19 protein-coding genes are annotated in these 18,700 nt (G+C 68.8%); 7 read left to right on the top strand and 12 right to left on the bottom strand.

Going from position 1 to position 18,700, the window contains the following annotated elements; all coding sequences use genetic code 11:
- Positions 1–44 precede the first annotated feature (44 nt).
- From LEL84_RS12795 to LEL84_RS12815, 5 genes are read left to right on the top strand one after another with little or no spacing between them, the layout of a single operon-like run.
- Positions 45–1,187, top strand: coding sequence for a polyprenyl synthetase family protein (locus tag LEL84_RS12795; protein WP_226511806.1), 1,143 nt, complete (start codon positions 45–47; stop codon positions 1,185–1,187).
- Complete coding sequence (locus LEL84_RS12800) at positions 1,184–1,900, top strand: monooxygenase (protein ID WP_226511807.1); 717 nt, start codon at positions 1,184–1,186, stop codon at positions 1,898–1,900. Before LEL84_RS12795 ends, LEL84_RS12800 begins: the two co-directional genes overlap by 4 nt.
- On the top strand, positions 1,897–2,778 hold the full coding sequence (locus LEL84_RS12805) for a carotenoid biosynthesis protein (RefSeq protein ID WP_226511808.1): 882 nt from the start codon (positions 1,897–1,899) through the stop codon (positions 2,776–2,778). Before LEL84_RS12800 ends, LEL84_RS12805 begins: the two co-directional genes overlap by 4 nt.
- A complete protein-coding gene (locus LEL84_RS12810; RefSeq protein WP_226511809.1) occupies positions 2,765–3,898 on the top strand; it encodes a glycosyltransferase in 1,134 nt (377 codons plus the stop codon). Before LEL84_RS12805 ends, LEL84_RS12810 begins: the two co-directional genes overlap by 14 nt.
- Positions 3,895–5,391, top strand: a complete 1,497-nt coding sequence (locus LEL84_RS12815) for a phytoene desaturase family protein (protein ID WP_226511810.1) — start codon at positions 3,895–3,897, stop codon at positions 5,389–5,391. Before LEL84_RS12810 ends, LEL84_RS12815 begins: the two co-directional genes overlap by 4 nt.
- Positions 5,392–5,417: 26 nt before the next feature.
- Here LEL84_RS12815 and LEL84_RS12820 read toward each other — a convergent pair whose 3' ends face one another.
- The 9 genes from LEL84_RS12820 to LEL84_RS12860 form a co-directional block, all read right to left on the bottom strand.
- A complete protein-coding gene (locus LEL84_RS12820; protein ID WP_065630432.1) occupies positions 5,418–5,867 on the bottom strand; it encodes a nitroreductase/quinone reductase family protein in 450 nt (149 codons plus the stop codon).
- Between the two features lie 129 nt (positions 5,868–5,996).
- Positions 5,997–6,164, bottom strand: coding sequence for a hypothetical protein (locus LEL84_RS12825; RefSeq protein ID WP_226511811.1), 168 nt, complete (start codon positions 6,162–6,164; stop codon positions 5,997–5,999).
- Between the two features lie 87 nt (positions 6,165–6,251).
- Entirely contained in the window at positions 6,252–7,856 is a 1,605-nt protein-coding gene (crtI, locus tag LEL84_RS12830) for a phytoene desaturase family protein (protein WP_226511812.1), read from the bottom strand.
- Positions 7,853–8,791 carry a phytoene/squalene synthase family protein gene (locus LEL84_RS12835; protein ID WP_226511813.1) on the bottom strand — a complete coding sequence of 313 codons (939 nt, stop codon included), beginning with the start codon at positions 8,789–8,791 and terminating at the stop codon, positions 7,853–7,855. Before LEL84_RS12835 ends, crtI begins: the two co-directional genes overlap by 4 nt.
- Before the next feature lie 44 nt (positions 8,792–8,835).
- Positions 8,836–9,405: an isopentenyl-diphosphate Delta-isomerase gene (idi, locus tag LEL84_RS12840; RefSeq protein WP_068970296.1), complete on the bottom strand. Its 570-nt coding sequence runs from the start codon at positions 9,403–9,405 to the stop codon at positions 8,836–8,838.
- A gap of 98 nt (positions 9,406–9,503) precedes the next feature.
- Positions 9,504–10,247 carry a CDP-alcohol phosphatidyltransferase family protein gene (locus LEL84_RS12845; RefSeq protein WP_226511814.1) on the bottom strand — a complete coding sequence of 248 codons (744 nt, stop codon included), beginning with the start codon at positions 10,245–10,247 and terminating at the stop codon, positions 9,504–9,506.
- Positions 10,231–11,097, bottom strand: coding sequence for a YhjD/YihY/BrkB family envelope integrity protein (locus LEL84_RS12850; protein ID WP_068970294.1), 867 nt, complete (start codon positions 11,095–11,097; stop codon positions 10,231–10,233). The genes LEL84_RS12845 and LEL84_RS12850 overlap by 17 nt, the downstream gene beginning before the upstream one ends.
- A 208-nt stretch (positions 11,098–11,305) precedes the next feature.
- The gene (locus tag LEL84_RS12855) at positions 11,306–11,932 is read right to left on the bottom strand and encodes a LysE/ArgO family amino acid transporter (protein WP_068970293.1); all 627 of its coding nucleotides are present in this window, start codon (positions 11,930–11,932) and stop codon (positions 11,306–11,308) included.
- Positions 11,933–12,001: 69 nt separating this feature from the next.
- Positions 12,002–12,625 (bottom strand): TetR/AcrR family transcriptional regulator, encoded by a 624-nt coding sequence (locus LEL84_RS12860; RefSeq protein ID WP_068970292.1) that lies wholly within the window; start codon positions 12,623–12,625, stop codon positions 12,002–12,004.
- A gap of 93 nt (positions 12,626–12,718) precedes the next feature.
- On the opposite strand from LEL84_RS12860, the gene LEL84_RS12865 reads away from it, so the two are divergent.
- Positions 12,719–13,780 (top strand): ABC transporter permease, encoded by a 1,062-nt coding sequence (locus LEL84_RS12865; RefSeq protein WP_226511815.1) that lies wholly within the window; start codon positions 12,719–12,721, stop codon positions 13,778–13,780.
- Positions 13,781–13,838: 58 nt separating this feature from the next.
- Entirely contained in the window at positions 13,839–14,750 is a 912-nt protein-coding gene (locus LEL84_RS12870) for a LysR family transcriptional regulator ArgP (protein WP_058252295.1), read from the top strand.
- Between the two features lie 61 nt (positions 14,751–14,811).
- Here LEL84_RS12870 and LEL84_RS12875 read toward each other — a convergent pair whose 3' ends face one another.
- The 3 genes from LEL84_RS12875 to LEL84_RS12885 form a co-directional block, all read right to left on the bottom strand.
- Positions 14,812–16,059: a hypothetical protein gene (locus tag LEL84_RS12875; RefSeq protein ID WP_078113287.1), complete on the bottom strand. Its 1,248-nt coding sequence runs from the start codon at positions 16,057–16,059 to the stop codon at positions 14,812–14,814.
- Positions 16,060–16,165: 106 nt separating this feature from the next.
- Positions 16,166–17,500, bottom strand: coding sequence for an MFS transporter (locus tag LEL84_RS12880; protein ID WP_226511816.1), 1,335 nt, complete (start codon positions 17,498–17,500; stop codon positions 16,166–16,168).
- 71 nt (positions 17,501–17,571) lie between these two features.
- Entirely contained in the window at positions 17,572–18,582 is a 1,011-nt protein-coding gene (locus LEL84_RS12885) for a Ku protein (RefSeq protein ID WP_226511817.1), read from the bottom strand.
- Positions 18,583–18,700: the final 118 nt, after the last annotated feature.

Raw genomic sequence — 18,700 nt, forward strand, 5'->3', positions numbered from 1 at the left:
GGGGGTAACCGACCGCTCCCCCCGGACTTTCGAAGGGCCCCGTCATGACACCGACCGCCGAGATGACCGACTCGTCGGCGCCGCCTGCACAGTCGGCATCCCCGGCTCCTGATCTGCACCCGATCAGCGCCTCGACGACGGATCTCGAACTCGTCGAAGAGGTGCTGGCAGCGCACTTTCGCCGCCACGCCACCACCTTGCAGCAGGTCGGCGGGGAATTGACGCCGGCGATCGACGTCCTCTCGGCGCGGATCGGCGGAGGTAAACGCCTGCGCGCGTCGTTCTGCCTCTGGGGCGCCCGAGGCGCCGCCGGGGGCCGGAGCGTCGCGGGCATCGTCGAGATGGCGGCCGCCATCGAACTGTTCCATCTCGCCGCCCTCGTGCACGACGACGTGATGGACGACAGCGATGTCCGGCGCGGCCTGCCCACCGTGCATCGGCATTTCGCCGACGATCATCTGCGCGCGCAACGCCGTGGGGACGCCGAGCGCCATGGCACCGCCGTCGCGATCCTCGTCGGCGACATGTGCCTGTCCTGGTCCGACGACCTCGCCGCTGCCGCGGTGGACGACGTGTCCGCGGACATCCGACGCGCGGTCCGCGACACCTGGTCGGTGATGCGCGACGAGGCCTACGCGGGCCAGTACCTGGACATGCTGAGTCAGACCGAGGACACCACCGACGCCGATCGCACGGCTCGCGTGCTGCGCTACAAGAGTGCGCGGTACACGATCGGTCAGCCGCTGCGGCTGGGCGGCACGCTCGCGGGTGCCTCGTCGGCGCTCCTCGAGGCATACGATCGGATCGGCATCACCGCCGGCGAGGCCTTCCAGCTCCGCGACGACATCCTGGGCGTCTTCGGCGACGAGAAGGTCACCGGCAAACCCGCCATCGACGACCTACGGGAAGGCAAGCGCACGATGCTCATCGCGGCGGCCGAGGAATCGGCGGGACGGATGGAGCGCCGCGTGCTCGCCGACGGTCTCGGCAATCCAGACCTCGACGCCGACGGTGCCGCGCGGATGCGTGAGGTCCTGTACTCCACCGGCGCCGTCGAACGAGTGGAACAGCGTATCGCCGACCTGCACGCGGAAGCGCTCGGCATCGTCGACGCCGCTCCGATGGACCCGGCGAGCCGGCACGCACTGACCGCCCTCATCGAACGTTGCGTGTGGCGGCGCGCATGACCGCTCCCGCCGGGCCGACGGTCGAACTCCGCGTCTGGGGTGTCGACCGTGTGCTACCGGCGCTCGGCCGGATGTCGTCGGGTCGACGGGTGCTGCGCCGTACCCCCGGTCTGCGTTTCGCCAAACTGCTGGGCACCGGCACCGCACGCACTTTCACCCTCGAGAGCGCCGACCTGAGACACTGGGCCGCGCTGACGGTATGGCACGACGCCGACGCTGCTTCGGCCGCAAGCGATTCCGTCGTGTTTCGTCGATGGCGGGAGTGCAGCACGGAGGAACTCCGGATCACCATGCGACCACTTCGGTCGAAGGGCCGATGGTCGCGCGTCGACCCGTTCGAGACGGTGCGATCGTCGATCGACCACGACGCGCCCGGACCGGATTGGACGGGTCCGGTAGCCGCGTTGACCCGGGCACGCCTCCGGCCCACGAAGATGGCATCGTTCTGGCGTGCCGTCCCGCCGGTGGCGACGGAACTCGCCGGAGCACAGGGCAATCGGTTGGCCCTCGGCGTCGGCGAGCTCCCGCTCGGGGTGCAGGGCACGTTCTCGATCTGGGATTCGGCGCAGGACCTCACCGGCTTCGCCTACCGCTCCCCCGCACATCTGTCGGCGGTTCGGCGGACCGCACCGTCGCGCTGGTATGCCGAGGAACTGTTCGCCCGCTTGGCCGTCACCGAGGTCGTCGGCACGTATGAGGGGAGACCGGCGTGAGTCTCCTGGACGGCTCCACTTCGCACCGATCGGACCAATCGTCGCGATCGCGACGAACCGACGGCACCGCGCCCTGGAACCGCGGCCTGGTCACCCTGGCGTGGATCCTGCTGGCCGCGACGATCGGCGTCCAGATCGCGTTTCCGCTGACCGGTGGCGGCACCCTGCCGCTGACCGTCGCGAGCGTGCTGCTCCTGGCGTCGGCGTCGCTCGTCCACGTCTCGGCAACCCGCGGCGCCGCCGCCGCGGTCGCCCTCGCGGTGGTGGCCGGCGGTGGCGGACTGATCGCCGAATCCGTCGGTGTGAGCACCGGGTTTCCGTTCGGCACATACGATTACACCGACGGGCTCGGACTGAAGGTCCTCGGCGTGCCGGTCCTGGTCCCGCTGGCCTGGATCATGATGTCGTGGCCCGCGCTGGTCGTGACCCGACGACTCGTCCGTGCGATGGGGATCGCCGGACGGTGGGTTCGGCCCGCCACCGCCGTCCTCGGTGCGTATGCACTCACGGCGTGGGATGTGTTCCTCGACCCGCAGATGGTCGACCAGGGCAACTGGGTGTGGCGGCACCCGACGCCGTCGCTGCCCGGGGTCGCCGACATCCCGCTGACGAATTTCGCGGGCTGGCTGCTGGTCTCGTTTCTCATCGTCGGCGTGCTCGACCTCCTCATCCGCCGCGACGATCCCTACGCGACCGGGTCTTCCGGGATGGACGCCGTGCCCATCACCGCGTACCTGTGGACCTACTTTTCCTCGGTGATGGCGCACGCGGTGTTCTTCGGCCGTCCGTCCGTCGCCCTCACGGGCGGTCTCCTCATGGGTGTCATCGCCCTCCCGCTGCTCGCCGTCGAGATCAGGGGTCGCCGTGCGGGTGTATGACCTGCTGCGGCCGCTGGTCGCGACGGGAACCGCTATGTCGCTGGCGTCGCTGGCCCTGACCCTCGACAACGCCCGCCGGGTCCGTCGGCCCGGTCTCGCCGACATCCCGGCGCCGGAACCACTGTCGGTTCTCATCCCGATGCGCGACGAGGCGCACAACGCCGAACGCTGCCTACTGGCCGTCCTCGAGGCGGCGGATCGCTGGCCAGGACCGGCCCGGATCCACGTGCTCGACGACGGCTCGGCGGATGGAACCGACGCCGTGCTCGCCCGCCTGGCCTCGATGGACGACCGGGTTCGTGTCCACCCCGGCTCGGCGCCTCCTCCCGGGTGGCTCGGAAAGACCTGGGCCTGCGCCCAACTCGCGGAGAAGGCGTTCCCCGGCGGGGTCCACGTCTTCCTCGACGCCGACGTCGTGGTCGAGCCCCACGCGTTCACCTCATCGTTCGCCTTGCTCCGCAACGCCGGACTCGATCTGGTGAGCCCGTACCCCCGGCAGGTCGCGGTCGGCGCGGGCGAGCGACTGGTGCAACCGCTGCTGCAGTGGTCCTGGCTGAGCACCCTGCCCCTCGGTCTCGCCGAGCGCTCACCGCGCGAATCCCTCACCGCCGCAAACGGTCAGTTCCTGGTGGTCGATGCCGCGATGTACCGTCGTGCCGGCGGTCACGAGGCGGTGCACGACGTGGTCCTCGAGGACATCGCCCTGTTGCGCGCCGTCAAGGCGGCCGGCGGTCGCGGCGTCGTGGCCGAGGGAAGCGACGTCGCCACCTGCCGTATGTACCGCGGCTGGGACGAGGTCCGCGCGGGTTACCGCAAGTCGCTGTGGTCGGCCTTCGGGTCTCCGGGCGGGACGCTGGGCGTCACCGGTCTGCTGTGCCTGATGTACGTACTCCCCGCGGCAGCAGCACTGTTCGGCTCCCGGACGGGTCTCGTCGGATACCTCGCCGGCGTGGCGTCGCGGGTGGTGTCCGCCCGCTGCACCGGCGGACGCGGATGGCCGGACACCTTCGCCCATCCGCTCTCCATCCTCGTCTTCACCGGTCTCGCAGTCGATTCGACGCTGGCCCGACAGCGCGGCGACCTGCAATGGAAGGGACGCCCCATCGAGGTCCGTCGATGACACGGGTCCTGGTGATCGGCGCGGGCGTCGGCGGACTCTCCGTCGCGATGCGCCTCGCCGCGACCGGCCACGACGTCACCGTTCTCGAGCAATTCGACGACGTCGGCGGCAAACTCGGGGTCATCGAGCACGACGGGTTCGTGTTCGACACCGGGCCGTCGCTCGTCACGATGCCGCACGTCTTCGAAGAACTCTTCGACGCCACCGGATCGTCGATCCACGACCATCTGACCCTCGAACGACTCCCCGTCGCCGCGCGCTACCGCTTCCCGGACGGCACCGAACTGGACATGCCGGGAACGCTCGACGACATCCCCGCCGCCCTCGACGCCGCACTGGGGAATGGGCGAGGCGCCCAGTGGTCATCGTTTCTGGAACGCGCACAACGTGTCTGGGACGTCACGCACGAGCCTTTCCTGGAATCACCGATGAGCATCCGCACGATGGTCGGCGGGATCGCCACGCCGTCGGACGTGCGGACCGTCGCGCCGTGGCGCACGCTGCGCGGACTCGGCGAGAGTTACCTCGACGACCCGCGCCTGCGGATGCTGCTGGACCGCTACGCGACCTACACCGGTTCCGACCCACGCCGCGCGCCGGCAGCACTCGCGTCTGTGCCGTGGTCCGAGCAGGCGTTCGGATCATGGTACGTACGAGGCGGATTGGGCCGCATCGCCACCGCGATGCACGACCGTCTCGTCGAACTCGGCGGGCGGGTCGAACTCGGCGTCGAAGTCGACCGGATCTCGGTGGACCACACCGGCCGGGCCGATGGCGTGGTGCTCACCGACGGAAGCCGACGCCGGGCCGATCTGGTCGTCGCGAACGCCGACGCCCAGCAGGTCTACGACCGCCTCGTACCGCGTCGCGCCGCCCGCCGGCCCGCGGCGCTGCTGCGACGGACGACGCCGTCGCTGTCCGGATTCGTGCTCCTCCTCGCCCTCGACGATCCGCCCGCTGCGCCGCACCACCAGGTGCTGTTCGCCGAGGACTACGACGAGGAGTTCGACGCGGTCTTCGGATTCCGCGGCCCACCACGTCCGGTCGCGCGACCGACCGTGTACATCTCGGCCCCCACCGATTCCGAGATCGTGCCCGCCCCGGGAACCGGGGCGTGGTTCGTGCTGGTGAACGCACCCCGCCACGACCCCGAGCACGGCGTCGACTGGGACGCCAACGGGTTGGCGGACTCCTACGCCGACCGGGTCCTCGACGTCATGGCCGACCGTGGGCTCGATGTGACCGGACGGGTCCGTCACCGTCTCATCGTCTCGCCCGCCGACCTCGAACGCCGGACCAGGACGCCAGGTGGCTCGATATACGGATCGTCGTCGAACGGACCCCGCTCGGCGTTCCTCCGGCCGTCGAACACCTCATCGCTACCGGGCCTCTACCTCGTCGGCGGGTCGTCGCATCCCGGCGGCGGTCTGCCGCTCGTGGTCATGTCGGCGAAGATCGTGGCGGAGCTGATCGGTCCGGCCGTGAGTCACTGACCGACAGGCCTTGCTCATCGGAGCCGTCAGCGCGGATCGATACGAAACACGGCGCATCGGCCCGCCGCGGCAGCAAAGGCTTCCGGGGTCACGTCGTCGACGACTCCCGCGTCCTTCATCATCTTCGGGCCGTCGGTGCCCGCCAGCTCCGGCCAGGCGCGTAGCACCGGAACGGCCTGGTCAGCCGACAGTTCGACGAGGCGGACGTCGCTCATCGTGCCTCCAATCGACAGCTGGGCACGTCCCTCGGCCGCACGGACGTTGCGTGCCCAGTCCGCCCCGGGAAAGCCCTCGAGCAGATAGCGCTCGCCGCTCAGGTCGACCACGGTGAGCGGCGTCCGTCGCGGCTTGCCGGTGCGCCGTCCGGCGACGACGAGAACTGGTAGCTGCTTCATCCCGCCGAGCCGCTGCAGCAGCAGGAACAGCTTGTTCATCGGCTTGAGCCAGCGTGGCGCGGTGTGCTGGGTTTTCGGCATCGCCGGCTCGCTTCTGAGCGTCACTTCGTGCACTGCGGTTTTCCCGTACACCGTACGGTGATCGAGCACCTGCTTCAATCACCATCGCCACGATGCGATCAGCGAGTCGTGGGACCTCGAAGCGTCAGATCACACCCGGTCGCGATAGCTGTATGCGTGCCCGCCCAGCGACGCGGTCACGACCGCCACCGGAACACGGGAGGCCTGGAGGTTCCGACGCTCTTCGGGGGTCAGGTGCTGACGAAACCATGTCCATTGCGGGCCGCGCCACCATGCATTCGTCCGTGCCTTCTCCATGTCACCGGTCCCTTTCGCGCCGCTCGCTGTGAGCCCTGTCACGCGACCGTACCCGGATGATCTGCGTTCCAAACCTTCCGGCGCAGGTCAGCGTGTCGCGACCGGCATCGGCCCCACCGACCGGTCGCCGCGGAGCTTCTTCCGGATGAGTTCGGCACTGATCAGGCACATCGGCAAACCGATGCCGGGACGGGTGCTCGACCCGGCGTAGTAGAGCCCGTCGACCTTGCGTGACCGGTTGGTCGAGCGCAGGAACGCGCTCTGCCGCAGCGTGTGCGCCGGGCCGAGGGCTCCGCCGCACCACGAGTTGACCGAGTCGACGAAGTCCGCGGGGCCGATGGTGCGGCGGACGACGACACGATCGGCGAGGTCTGGAACACCTGCCCACTGTCCGATCATCGCAATGGCCCGGTCGGTCACCTTCTCGATGTCGGGGTCGCCGCCGCCGTCCACGCCGCCGCGGCCGAGACCCGGGTCGGGCGGGACGGGCACCAGGATGAAGAGGTTCTCCGAGTCCGACGGCGCGACCGACGGGTCGGTGGCCGACGGCTTGCACACATAGAGCGACGCCGGGTCCGGTACGCGCGTGGGACTCTCGAAGATGGCGTCGAAGTTGGTCTTCCAGTCCTCGGTGAAGAACAGGGAGTGATGCGCCAACTCGGGAATCTCACCGCGTACGCCGAGGAGTGCGAGCACCGCCCCCGGGCCGGAGGTGGCGCGGTCCCAGTACCGTTCGGGGAAGGTCTGGAGTTCCCGGGGCAGCAACCGAGTCTCGAGATGGTGCAGATCGGTGGCACCGATCACGATGTCCGCGACCAGTTCTCGCGGTATGCCGTCGGCTCCTTCGACGCGGACGCCGGCCACCTCGGCGCGACGACGCGACGGCGTGGACCGTTTCCCCGCGCGTTCCCGCGTGAGGATGGCGGTCGCGGCCGTGCCGGTGGAGATGCGTACGCCCCGTTCCCGCGCAACCCGCTCCAGCGCGTCGACCAGGGTGGTGAAGCCGCCGTTGGGGTACCGCACACCGTCGGCGAGGTCGAGCCAGCTCATCAGGTGATACATCGCAGGGGTGCGCTCGGGCGAGGAACCGAGGAACACCGCCGGATACCCGAGGACCTGGCGGAGCCGGCGGTCGGTGAAGCGGGCCGCGATGTAGGACTGCAGCGAGGTCGTCAGCAGCGTGACAAGCGTTTTCGCGTGCCGCAACACCGGCAGGCCGAGGAAGGCACGTGGCGAGTCGAAGCTGGTGTACAGGAACCGTTCCACGGCAAGGTCATACGCCTGCCTGCCGGTGCGCAGATAGTCGTCGAGTGCGGCTCCCGCGCCGGGCTCGATCTCGTCGAAGAGCGCACGGTTCCGGTCCTGGTCACCGAACACGTCGATCGGCTTCTCGTCGGACCCGTTGTCGTCGAAGAACACTCGGTAACCGGGGTCGAGGCGGACGAGATCGAGCTGCTCGGCGGTCGACGTCCCGAGCATCTCGAAGAAATGGTCGAACACCTCCGGCATCAACCACCACGACGGACCGGTGTCGAAGCGGAACCCGTCGCGATCCCAGGTACCGGCCCGACCACCGAGGTCGTCGTTCTTCTCCACGAGTTCGACGTCGTGCCCGTCGTGGGCGAGGAGGGCGGCGGTGGCCAGGCCGGCGACTCCGCCACCGATGACGACGACGCGTCGGGACTCGCTCATACGTTGCTCTTCCTTCTGTTCAGACCGGCGGCGTCGGCACATGCGGGTCGCGGCATGCCGCGGCGGGCGACGGCGGCCGCCGCGATCTTCGCCTTGCCGGCGTTCGGGACGCGGACGCGGGTACGGCGGGCCTCGGTGGCCGACGACTCGCGAAGGCGGGCGGTCAGCTCGGCGAACAGGTCGTGCGCGGTGCACACCGCGACGCGGCTGCTCGCCGGCAGGTGCGGGATGGCGGCCGCAGCGGCGGTCAGGTCGAGGTCGATGTCGTCCAGCCAGAGCGACCAGGCGGAGTCCGCCGGATCGTCGGGATCGAGGCCGACCAGGTAGCGCCGCCCCAACCCGTCGCTGTCCTCGCCGAAGTCGCGGAGGAAGTTGATCTTCTGGAAGGCCGCGCCCAGCCGTTGGGCGCCGGGTGCGAGCTGGTCGTACCGGGCGGCGGATTTCGGCTCGTCGGCGAGGAACGCCCGCAGGCACATCAGACCGACCACCTCGGCCGAGCCATAGATGTAGGTGGCCAGCGACTCGAAGTCGTGCTGGACCTGAGTCAGATCGCTGCGCATCGAGTCGAAGAACGGGCCCACCAGATCGAGATCGATACCGACCCGGCGGGCGGTCTGCGCGAAGGCGTGGACGACGAGGTTGCTACTCGACCCGGTGACGAGCGCGACGCTGCTCTGCTCCTCGAGCTGGTCGAGTTCATTGCTGCGGTCGACGAGCCCCTGCTCCGGGCGCGGGCCGTCGACGATCTCGTCGGCCACCCGCACGAGCGCGTAGATGTTCTGGACGTCGCGCCGAATACGGGGCGTGAGCAGACGCGAAGCGAGTCCGAACGAACTCGAGTACGACCTGATCACCATCGCCGCACAGGCTTCCGCGACCTCGTCGTATCGCCGGTGAGGTGGAATCACTTGAGTATGACCGGGAATGTGCATCATCCGACCGCTCCTCGACCTGGTGACCGAACGCCAATTACCTGACGTCATGAATTCGACGCCCGAGACATCACCGGATGGGTGTCGTACACCGAACCGGGGTCGTCGGACGGCAGCTGCTGCACCTGCTCGACGAACCACGGACTGACCGCCCACGGGGTGTTCGCGACGAGCGACCACACGTCGGCGACGTCGGCCCAAGCGTGCTCGGCGACCTCGCTGGGATCCGGTCGGAGTGTTCCCAGCGGACGTGCGACGAACACCGGGCAGATCTCGTTCTCCACGATGCCGCTCGCGTCGACCGCCCGATACCGGAAGTCCGGCAGGATGCAACGAACATCGGCCACCTCGATACCGAGCTCGCGCCGGGCATACCGATGCACGGCGTCGACGACGTCCTCGCCGGGGCGCGGATGACCGCAGAACGAGTTGGTCCACACCCCGGGCCAGCTGCGCTTGGACAACGCCCGGCGTGTCATGAGGATGCGGCCGTCGACGACGAGATGGCAGGAAAACGCGAAGTGCAGCGGGGTGTCCGGTCCGTGCACCCCCTCGCGGTCGGCGGTGCCGCACGGGCGGCCATCGGCGTCGGCGAGAACCACCGAGTCGTTCGTCATCGAGATTTCCTCATCGCATCGGGATCGGGCGAGCTGCTCCTCGCACCATTGTTCGTCACCGGAGCGCGATCCGGATGGGAGCCGCCCGCGTCGAGAACTCATCCGAGCCGTCGGGTCTGCCTCCGCACCGCGATCCCCAACTGGACCGTCCCGATCAACGCCAAGCCCGCGCCGATCGCCGCGATGAACAGGGCCAGGCCGGACGCGACGGCTGAACTCAGTCCCGCGCACCACCACGAACCCGCACTCACAGTTGCGACGACCGCCAGTATCACCCGCGACGGCCGCTCCCACACGGTGACCGTGCCTGGCCCCTTCATGCCCACCGCCTGCGCCGTGGCGCGGGTGATCTCGAGGATGAGGGTGAGCACCGCGATCGTCGCGCCGAGCCATGGCGGTGCACCCACGACCACCACGATGCCGACGAGCATCACGTCCGAGAACCGGTCCGCCACCGAGTCGTTGATACGCCCCCACCGCGAGGCCGTTCCGGTCTGGGCCGCGATGGCACCATCGATCCCGTCGAGGAGCGCCGCCAGGACGATGACGAGTGCGGCGAGCAGCGGCCACCAGTCGCCGAGAATGGTCAGGCACAGCGCGATCGCGGTGGCGATGACTCCGAGAGCAGTCACGGTGTTCGGCGTAAGGCCCAGTCGGGCCAACGGTCGCGCACAGGCGTGGCTGACGAGCACCCAGTTCCGGACCCAGAAACTCGCGCGCGGATCGAGCCCTCCGTGGAGCTTCGACCACGAGTCGAGTGCCTCGTCCCGGGCGCTCGTCGTCCGCTCCGCACCCGACGCCGCCTTGAGGCTCCGGCCCGCTCGCTCAGGCTCCGCGGACACGTCCCCTCCTCTGCTTCTCGATCGCCTGCCCGAACGCCCATCCGATGATGACGATGACGTGCGCGACGTACAGCCACAAACCGACCGCCACCACCCCGCCGATCACCCGGAGACCGCCGTACGGGATCCCGACATCGATCGGCAGGGACAGGAACAGCAGGAAGCCCTGGGTGAATCCGGCGATGAACGACGCGGTGCCGAGAGCGCTGGCCGCCGCCACCCCCAACGACGGCTCACCGGGCGTCACCTTCCAGTACACCCAGGTCAGGGCCACCGTGACCAGCATCCACACGACGATGAACTCGACCACGATCCGGACCGCGAGGTCGCCGAAACCACCGGTTCCGCCTCCCTCGGGAGCAAACGTCGTGAGTGTGCCCGCGACGCCGACGACCACATACGCCAGTGGCGGCACGACGACCACCAATCCCAGCACCCAGATCCGAGACCGCCATCCCGTGAACCGGTCCTCGCGCGGATACAACGTCATACACGCGCGGCGAAGACCCTCGCCGTAGAACGACGCCGGGAACAGCAACACCAGTGCGCCCATCAGCGTCAGTCCGGTACCGACCGCGACGGCCTCGTCGAACACGCCACGGCCGCCCATGGCCGGTGGGATGAGGACGCGCAGCTCCGCCAGGGACTCCTCGGCGGACGGGCCGCGGAGCCAGGTCGTCGACCAGATCCCCAGCAGCGCCCACGGCACGACGGCGATCGCCGCGAAGTAGGTGAGGGTGGCAGCAGCCGCGGCAAGGTCGCCGCGGCCCAGTACATGGCGCACATCGGTCACCAACGCACGCACGTCGAACGTCGTCGTCTGCTCGCGGATCGTGGTGTCGCGAGTCACCGTCGGGGCCGATCGGCGCGGTGTCACCCCTCCGGGATACCCGAAACACCCCACTCGCGCCGCAGCAGTGTCCGATCTGAGTCCTCGGTGACTCCAGCGTGATCACCTTGTCGCATCCACCGCGGTCCTGCGCCTGTCCGGCTCCCGGGGGATCCCGGGTGACGACATCGGTCACCGACGAGCGCCCCGCACATGCTCGGAATGCGTGTCAGATCGACGCGAACAGCGCGATCGCCATCCCCAGCATGATGACCGCGACCACCGCGTCGAGCATCTTCCACGCCTGCGGACTCGCGAAGAACCCGGACAGTCTCCGAGCACCGCCGCCGAGCGCGGTGAACCACAGGACACTCGCGATGCAGGCACCGAAGGCGAACGCCCACTTGCCGTTTCCGTGGCCGTTGGCGATGGCACCCATGGTGATGACCGTGTCGAGGTAGACGTGCGGGTTGAGCCAGGTCAGAGCCAGGGCCGTACCCACCGCCACCCAGCGGCCGGTGGACTCGGCCCTGCTCTCGTCGGTGGCGGCTGCGATGGCCTCGTCACTGCGCACACAGCGTCTGGCGGCCATGACGCCCAACGCCCCGACATACAGTCCGCCGGCCGCCTTCGCGAACGTCACCACCTCCGGATGCGCGGCCACGAGCGCGCCGAGGCCGGCAACCCCTGCCACGATGAGTACGACGTCGGAGAGCGCGCAGACCGCCACGATCTGACCGGTGTGCCTGCGGGCGACGCCCTGACGCAGCACGAAGACGTTCTGGGGTCCGATGGCGATGATCAGACCGGCGCCGGTGAGGAGCCCGGCAAGTGTCGGTACGAGGTAGGCGGTCACCGGGACGACGCTAGGGCGACACACCCCGATCAGTACAGCGAAACTTTTTCACGAATGAACAGTTGAACTTCAGATTGAGGACGCATCGTCGCCCAGTCCGATGCCACGTAGAACTGCGCACAAGGCCTCGATGTAGTCGGTGACATCAAGGTCACCGACCAGGCCCTGTTGAACGACCACCCCCTGCATCGCCGAGACCATCACCTGCGCGAGCACCGCAGGCTCCGCGGGCAATTCGTGGCCCGCGGCCCGCCAGGCCGTCAGCACGCGTTCGAAGACGCCCCGCAGTCCACGGATGATGTCGCGCACGGTCTCGCGCAGCTCCGGGTTGTTGGCGGCCTCACCCCATACCGTCAGGACCATCCGGAAGCCGTCGGTCATCGGCGCGATCTCCAGCAGGACCCGTTCGGCCAGTGCGCGTACAACCGCCTCAGGCGACGGGGGTTGCTCTACCGGGTCGTCGAAGCTGCTGATCCCCGACTCGTAGGCGGCGAAGATCGACCGCGCCACGGCGGCGATCAGTTCCTCTTTCGACGAGTAGTACGAGTAGACGGCACCCGCACTGAGCCCGGATTCCCGGATCACGTCAGACATCGACGCGCGGTGGAACCCCTTGTCGACGAAGCATCGGCGAGCGGCGGCGAGGATCTGCCGACTTCGTTCGAGCTTGCGTTCGTCGCTGATCTTCGGCATGCCGACAGTCTAAAACGAATATTCGTTCTTGATTCCTCGCGGCCCTCCGCGCATACTCAGAAAAACGAAGATTCGTTCTTTTTAGGAGTGGTCATGAGCACTGAACTGCACTCGACAGATTCGCGCGATCGGGCGCCCGTTGCGACCGCGGAGGCCGACGGTGCGCCCCCGACCGGGCGGGCACCCAGTTGGCGCCTCGTGGCGGTGATGGCGCTGCTGATCCCGACGTTCGTGATCGCGATCGCCGCGATGTTCGTGTCACTGGCCGTCGATCCCGAGCCGCATCAAGCCCCACTGGGTCTCGTCGCACCGCCGCCCGCGGCACAGGCGATCGAGACGGCGCTCGCCGACCGGGCCGGTGAAGACGCCTTCGCCGTCGAACGATTCGCCGACACCGAGGACGCGCGTGCCGCCATCGAACGGCGCGACCTGGTCGGCGCGATCGCGGTCGGGCCCGGCGGGGTCACGGTGCTGACCGCGGAGGCGGGTTCGCCGGTGCTGGCGCAGGTCGTCGCCGGGGTCGGGAACGGCATCGCCACCGCCCAGCGTGTACCGGTCGCCGTCGAATCCGTGGTCCCCACTCCCGAGACAGATGCCCGCGGAACGGGTTTCGCCGCCGGACTGTTGCCGTTGCTGATCGCCGGCATGGCGCTCGGCGGGGCGGCCGCGATCGGGTTGCGCGGCCGAGCCGCCATGCAGGCGACGCTGGCGGTCCTGGGGCCGCTCGTGGCCGGGTTCGGTTTCGCGGCGACGTGGTCATGGCTGGGCGTCATCGACGGCGGTATCGGCCCCGTCGGACTCGCCGCAGCCCTGATGATCGGAGCGATCACCTGGTTCACGGTTGGTGCGGGCAGCCTGCTCGGCCCCGCCGGGGTCGGGGTGTCCGCGCTGGTGATGGTGCTGATCTCCAACCCGCTGTCGGGGCTGGCATCGTCGCCGTACCTGTTGCCCGCGCCGTGGGGAACGATCGGCCAGTGGTTGCCGCCCGGCGCCGGCGGCACGCTGCTCCGTTCGGTCGCGTATTTCCCGGCGGCGAGCATCACCGGACAGGTCGCCGTTCTCCTCGGGTGGATTGCCGTCGGCGCCGCGCTCCTCGCACTCGGCGTGGTGCGCGGACGGCGGGCCGACTCCGCGGGCGACACCGTCCCCGCCTGATCCGGCCGGCGGTGGTGTGTCTCGACTGTCCGGCGGGACACACCACTAACCTCGGCTCGTGGACATCAGTCAGGAAGGCCTGCGCACGCTGGCCGCGGTCCTGCGCGAGGGCACCTTCGACGCCGCGGCCACCGCCCTGCACATCACCCCGTCGGCGGTGAGCCAGCGGATCAAGGCGCTGGAGTCCGCTGCCGGGCGGGTACTCCTCCGGCGGACCAAGCCGGCGACGGCCACACCCGATGGCGAGGTGCTGGTGCGGTTGGCCAAGCAGTGGGAACTACTGCTCGCCGAGACCCGCGCCGAGTTCGTGGGCGCGCCCGACGACGACGATCTGCCGCTGGTCGAACGTCCCCGTGTCCATCTCCCGGTCGCGACGAATGCCGACTCGCTCGCGACCTGGTTACTGCCCGTGCTCGCGCGATTCCACCGGGAGCACGCGGTGGCGGTCGAGGTCTTCCGAGACGACGAAACCCGCAGCAGCACCCTGCTCCGCACCGGCGACGTGCTCGCCGCGGTGACCTCGGAACCACTCGCGATCCGCGGGTGCGCACTGCAGTCGCTCGGCACGATGCGCTATCTGCCGGTCGCCACACCGGAATTCATCGACACATGGCTACCCGACGGGCCCGATGCCGATGCACTGGCCCGGGCCCCGATGGTGCAGTTCGACCGCAACGATCACATCCAGCGGAACATCTCGGCCGCCCTCGCCGGCCGGCCCGTCGACCCGCCCGCGGTCTACATCCCGGCGTCGACCGAATACCACCGCGCCGTCGCGCTCGGCATCGGCTGGGGCGCCGTCCCGGTCGTCCAGATCGCGGACGCCCTCGACACCGGTCGCGTCCGCCTCATCGCCGACCACCACATCGACGTCCCGCTGTACTGGCAGCACTGGAAGCTGAGTTCGCCTCTGCTGCAGACACTCACGACGAGCGTCGTCGACGGCGCCGCGCGGGTTCTCCAGCACTGATCGCGCTCGACTCGTCGCCGTCCACGACGGGCAGACCCAGCTGTGGACGAATCGGACGTTGTCACACGCCTGAGGTCGACGGTGTTCCCGCGACCGCCGGGCTGTCGTCGACCGTGCGCCGGCCCCGAACGACAGCGACGCCCAGCACGCCCACAGCGACCACGAGGCAGGCGATCACGTAGGGGAGACTCCCGATCGGTGTGTTGTCGGCGGTGATTCCGTCCTCGGCGTCAAGGTAGGCGGGCAACGCGGCGCACCACAGTACGAGGTGCACCCCGAGGAACAGGACCGGGAACACGACGAGGAAGGGCCGAGCGCTGCGAGCGTCGTCGACGCCCAGCGTCGGGTCGCTGCGCATGCGTCGCCATTGCACGTACAGAAGTGTCAGTCCGATCCCCCACACCAGGGCCATCTCCACCCAGTACACGACGGTCTGCGCGTCGTGATTCGCGTTCTCGTCACGGCCGAACAGCGCCGTCGGAATGGACAGGAGTGGCATGCTGACAACGGCCACAACACCGGACACGACGACGCGCCATGACAACGACCATCCGCGCGGGGCGCGTCCTCGGGAGGTGGGGATCTGGACCAAGCGCACCGCGACGTAGACGAGCACGGCGAACGAGACGGTCGCGAAAAGCCAGACGCTCCCCCACGGCACCGCGGCCAGTGTGGGCTCCGCGGCGGGATTGCCGAGCTCGTCGGGGGCGACGCCCTGGGCTCGGAGCTGGGCGAGGGTGTCGCGATAGTACGGCGCGTCGACGTTCCACGCCCACCACTTGAGCTGCGGGCCGAGCTGGTCGAAGATCTCGTAGAAGGTCTGGAACACCAGGGCCAGAACGAGCGATCCGCGCAGCGCCGAGCGCTTCGACCCGTCGAAGAAGCCCCACGCCCGCACGAGCTCGTAGGCGACCTGGCTCACGGCCGGATAGAACGCGACAATGTACAACGGCAGCCGGTCGTACATGAACATGACCGTGAACACGTTGTGGGAGAACATGAATCCCATCGCTTCTTCGGCGTGGAACCAGTTCGGGAAGTACAGCGGCGGCTCGATCACGAACAGGTAGACCAACGATCCGATCCACACCGTCAGGTTGGTGGGGTCGCCGTCGCGACGCAGTCGGCGGATCGCGTGGATCAGCGCGAGGACGGCACCGAGGATGATCGTGACCTCGAGGACCGGTTGCGTCCAGTGCTCGAGGTCGGCCGGATTCCGGATCGTGACAATCGGATTCGCGCCCTCGCACTCGAACCCCAGGTAGCCGGTGATGATCGACGGGACGTCACCCGGCGTGCAGACCGCCATCGTCTTCGCCTCCTGCAATGGCTGCGCCGAGCCGCCGAGCCCACTCCGCTACGTCACGTCATGCCCTGTGAATGATGTGTCACCGTAGTATGTGCTCCAGGTCACGTCAACGGACCGCAGCGGAGTCGACCAACTTCGGATTCGACTCGTCGACAAGGGGGTTCTCGATCTCGTCGCGCCACATGCCGGCCGCGAAGTAGAACGCCCACGCGATCGGCACCGGGAGCAACCCGGCCAGCACGAACGTGGCGGTCAGGCCGATCGCCGACGAGACCGGGGCGGCGATCGCCATCGACACCGGCATCAGCGCAACCGATACGAAGAAGTCGAGACTGGCGATGCGACCCAACAGGGCCGGCGGCACCCGACGCTGTAAGAGCGCTCCCCACAGCACCATCGGGCCGTCGAAGAGGATGCCCATGGTCACACCGGCGGCGACGAACATCCACGTGGAATCGGCGAGACCCATCAGTACCAGCGGCAGGCTGGAGAACGCCCACAGCGAGAACATGACGGTGAGGTACCGGCGCGGCATCGGGATCGAGGCGAATACCAGTGACGCCGCAGCCGCACCGAGTCCGAATCCGGCAAGCACCCAGGCGTGCTGGGTCGCGCCGCCGTCGACGCGCTCACGTAATGCGAACGGGACGAGCACCTCGATGGGGCCGAGCGTCGCCAATACCAAAACGCAGGCGAAGAGCAGCGTGCCCCACAGCCACGGGGTCCGGGCCATGTAGGCGAACCCCTCGGCCAGGTCGCCGACGATCCGGCGGGCACCCGCACCCTCGACGACCTCCGGCGCGTCCTCGCCCGTCTCGCCGAACCGGCGCGCGGTGACCGGGGCCATCCCGAGATAGCAGACACTCGACAGGATCGCGGCGACCGCCGCCATCAACACCGCGGATCCCGGGGCCCAGGCACCGATGACGGCGCCGGCGACCATCGGGCCGACCGCCTGGAAGACGACCGGGCGGAAGAAGCCCTCGATCCCGTTGGCCGCCTGCAGCTCCGACGGCGCGACGACACCGGGCAGCAAAGCCGAGTAGGCGGGGTAGTACATCCCGGTGGTGATGCCGCCCAGAAGGGACGCCACCACCACGTGCCAGAGCTGCAGTACGCCCGCGATCGACGCCAGACCGATCGCACCGAACGCGATCATCTTCGCGACCTCGAGGCCGATCATGATGTGGCGCTGCGAAATACGGTCGGCGAGCACACCACCGGCCAGCGTGGAGACGAGCATTCCCACCGCGGCCACGCCAGTTGCCAGCGACACCTGACCCGGCCCGCCGCCGAGCGCGATGATCTGCCATATCACCGCGATCGTCCACACGCCGTCGGCGAACATGGCGAGGATCAGTCCGGACGCGAGCAGCCGGTACTGCCGACGCGCGAACGGCAGCAGCGCGCGGGGCAGACGGGAGTCGGCGGCGGAGGTCACCCTTCGAGCTTGCCCGAACCCGCGGGCGTGGTGCCAACCCTTTTCGGACCGCCGTTGTCCGGCGGTGCGGGTCAGCTCGCCTTGCGCGAGGACTTCTTGGCGGGCGCCTTCTTGGCCGTGGACTTGCTCCCGGACGCGCCGGACCCCGAGCTGCCCGAGGAGGTCTTCTTCGCCGTCGACCTGGAAGCGGTCTTCTTGGCCGGCGCCTTCTTCGCGGCCGTCTTCGCCGCAGCCTTCTTGGCCGGTGCCTTCTTGGCCGCGGTGTCCTTCGAGTCCGAATCCTTCGAATCCGATCCCCCGCGGTCCTTCACCGATGCGCGCAGCGCGGCGAGGAGATCGGCGACGTCGGAGTCCTCGGTGTCCTTGTCTTCGTCGTCGGATTCGGGGAACGCCTCGCCACCCTCGGACTTCGCCTCGATGAGCTTCGTCAGCTCGTTCTGATAGGTGTCCTCGAACTCGGAGGGGTCGTAGTCCGATGCCATCGACTCGATCAGCGAGGCCGCCATCTGCAGTTCCTGATCGCGGATCTCGGTGTCGTCGTCGAGGAAGCCGAAGTCGGGTTTGCGGACCTCGTCGGGCCACAGCAGCGTCTGCAGCGTCATCACCCCGTCGACGACGCGCAGCGCGGCCACGCGTGTCCGGTTGCGCAGGGTGAAGGAGGCGATCGCGAGCCGGTCCGTCTCCTCCAGCGCCTTGGCCAGCAGGACGTAGGCCTTCGGCGACTTCGACGACGGTTCGAGGTAGTAGGGCTTGTCGAAGTAGATCGGATCGACCTGCTCGGCGGGTACGAACTCCAGGATCGAGATCTCGGGACTCTTCTGCACCGGCAACGAGGCGAGGTCTTCTTTGGTGAGGATCACGGTCTCGCCGGACTCGGATTCGTAGGCGTTGGCGATGTCGCCGTAGTCGACTTCGGTGTCGGTGCCCTCGCGCACGCGGCGATAGCGGATGCGGGTTCCGTCCGACGAGTCGACCTGATACGACTTCCGGTCGTGACTCTCGGTCGCGGAATAGACCTTGACCGGCACGTTGACCAGGCCAAAGCTGAGGTCGCCCTTCCAGATCGAGCGCATGAGGGCCATTCTGCCAGTAGATCGGCCGCGATGGCGTGAACCGGGAGTAACGAGACCCTTCGTGACGTCCCTCCGCAAGCTCCGGGACTCCTCAGGGACCGGAGGGATGCGCGTCCCTCCCCCGCTC

The sequence above is a fragment of the Gordonia sp. WA4-43 genome (assembly GCF_020520305.1).
In the GTDB taxonomy this organism is placed as follows: domain Bacteria; phylum Actinomycetota; class Actinomycetes; order Mycobacteriales; family Mycobacteriaceae; genus Gordonia; species Gordonia hongkongensis.